Consider the following 2481-nt stretch of genomic DNA (forward strand, 5'->3'; position numbering starts at 1 on the left):
ATTGAAGGGCGCGTATTTTACAAAGTGACGGATAGCCGATGCGTGCCAATCGTTTACGAAAATGGTAGCTTTTTCACGCTTGGCGAACAGGTACCATTTGCATTGAGACGCATCAGCAATTCGATTTACAAGGGTGAGGTTTTTACCGATTTACTGGTGAATGAAGACTATTTCGGCAAAGGCAAGTGTCATTGGGTGGCGGGACTCGTTGGCGCTGACCTGAAGAAGGCCAGCGTTACGCTCAACCCCAGCATCAATGTCGACCCCACCATCACCTATCGAGACGACATGGATAAAAACCCCGTCACTCGCTTCTTCCCCAATCAATTTTACTCAGCCGATGACAGGACCATTTTTGACGGTTACGTCAATCGTTCTGACATTCCAGATGGCTCGAAAGGCAGTTTTTCAATCACGCTCAAAGTCGAAGAAAAGTTCGAATAACATTCAAATCAGCAGGTACGTACCATCGGCAATCAATTCTTGGCGTGTTCGATTAAATTATTTCCACTGGAATTGCCTGGCGCCAGATGAGAATTTAGCATGACAATCATTAAAATTAAATAAATATATTTAACCTATAAATGAAAAAATATTTTTTCCTAATTTTCTTGGCGACCTTGGTAACGTTAACGGGTTGCGCCGGCACAGCCAGTTACCACAAGGGCAAGACCTATGAGGAATTGGTGACTGCCATGCGACGCAGTCCCACTCGCACTTTTACTAACAAATCTGGCAACAAGGTGGCAGCTTTTTTCAGTTGCAGCGGTTGGGAAATATCCGGAACGTACGGCGGCGGCTATTACACCGCACCTTATGCTGAAGCGCGCATGGTTGAAGATCGCTTCGAATTAAAGTCGAATGCCATCATCCAGGCCAAGCGCCTGTTTGCGACTTCGCGCGGTCAACCCCATACGAATGTTTGCGGAACTTACAGCCGTATCGACGATGTCGATGAGTGATTTTCTGTTCAATCGTACGCTGCATCATACGAAATGAAATACTACAAGTGGAAATGGTCGAAGCGCGCAGCTTTGCCTGTCTTGATGGGGGCTTTGCTGGGGCTGGCGGGCTTGCCTGCGCTAGCACAGAAAGAACTCTCGCTATTTACAAGCAACTCAACCGCCTATGACTTCGATGTTCAACTTTCAGGTTGCGATGTGCACTCGCAAACACACACTGAACAAAATTGCAAAGGCACGGGCACCATTGCGCTCTATCACAAGAGAGACAAAACAGTCTTTCAAACCATAAAATTGAGCAATATTCTCGGCGACGGAAAGCATTTATTTTACAACTTTGCCAACCCCTATCAAAAAAAGGATCGCAGTGAGTCCTACACAGCGATGCTGGGTGACTTCAATAACGATGGAATCGAAGACATTGCCATTTGGTCRGGCAACCAAGCTGGCTATGGCGGCGCTTCATACCATGTGTATTTGTATGACAAGCCCGCAGGCAGAATGATATTCAGCAAGGCACTTTCAAAGCTTACCGTTGATTCGTCGGGGATGTTTGAAATTGAAGATGGGCGCATCGTGGCCTCTTCAAAATCCGGATGTTGCGAACACAGCACCAAAAAATATGCGTTTTCAAACAACCGTCTGGATTTGGTGGAATCAATTACGGAAACGCCAATTCCCGACAGCGATAATATGCTTAAAGTGGTGACCAAGCGAAAGAGCGATGGCAAGTGGCGGACTTCTGTTTCAAGGCGATCAGTGCAGTAACTTCGCCGCCAGTTCAATTAGTTTCACATCAGGGAGATATAAAATGGCAACCCTACCGAACAGGCATAACGAAAATCACTTCAACATTACCAAGGATCAGTCTGTTGATCTTCTGATCAAGGCTTGCCTGGAAAATGGCATAACGGATGGGAGACAGATTGCCTACGTGCTGGCGACTGCCCAGCATGAGACCATGAATTTCCAGAAACCTGAAGAAATTGATGGTCGCCATCAGGCGCAAAAGCTGCGTTATCAAGGCGGTACGGAGTATTTCGGACGCGGCTATGTGCATGTGACCCACGAGCGCAACTATCGGGCTCTTGGCGAAGCCATTGGTCTTGGCGACGAATTGGTACGACACCCGGGAAAAGCCAAAGATCCGGAAATAGCCTCAAAAATTGCTGTAGTGGGTATGCGAGATGGTTTGTTCACAGGCAAAGAATTGTCTAAATATATTAATGACAAACACGCGAATTACGAAGGTGCCCGAAGAATCATCAATGGAACTGACAAAGCAGGACTGATTGCAGGTTATGCGCGCGATTGGGAGAAGAAAGTTCCGGATTTGGTGAAGGCCGCAAAAGAGCACGGAGTGCAAGTCCATGAGGTCGCACCGAGAGAAAAGCACCATGGACACCACCATCGTGGGCATCATGGTGTCCATGGATCGGATGTGGTGGAACTTCAGACCAAGCTGGGACAACTGGGCTACCTTGTTGATCCTCACGGCAAACCGATCAAAGCCGATGGC

The 2481-nt window shown here is 47.5% G+C and carries 2 protein-coding genes and 2 pseudogenes; all 4 read left to right on the top strand.

Features of this window, described 5'->3' with window-relative positions:
- A pseudogene (locus AC1DXX_RS33265) lies at window positions 1-444 on the top strand (hypothetical protein); the annotation flags it as partial.
- A 140-nt stretch (window positions 445-584) separates the two neighbouring features.
- Window positions 585-962 carry a hypothetical protein gene (locus tag AC1DXX_RS33270; RefSeq protein WP_478138462.1) on the top strand — a complete coding sequence of 126 codons (378 nt, stop codon included), beginning with the start codon at window positions 585-587 and terminating at the stop codon, window positions 960-962.
- Window positions 963-995: 33 nt separating this feature from the next.
- Window positions 996-1730 carry an FG-GAP repeat protein gene (locus AC1DXX_RS33275; RefSeq protein ID WP_478138463.1) on the top strand — a complete coding sequence of 245 codons (735 nt, stop codon included), beginning with the start codon at window positions 996-998 and terminating at the stop codon, window positions 1728-1730.
- A gap of 43 nt (window positions 1731-1773) precedes the next feature.
- A pseudogene (locus AC1DXX_RS33280) lies at window positions 1774-2481 on the top strand (hypothetical protein); the annotation flags it as partial.

It is taken from the genome of Variovorax sp. P4_B10, from assembly GCF_056402375.1.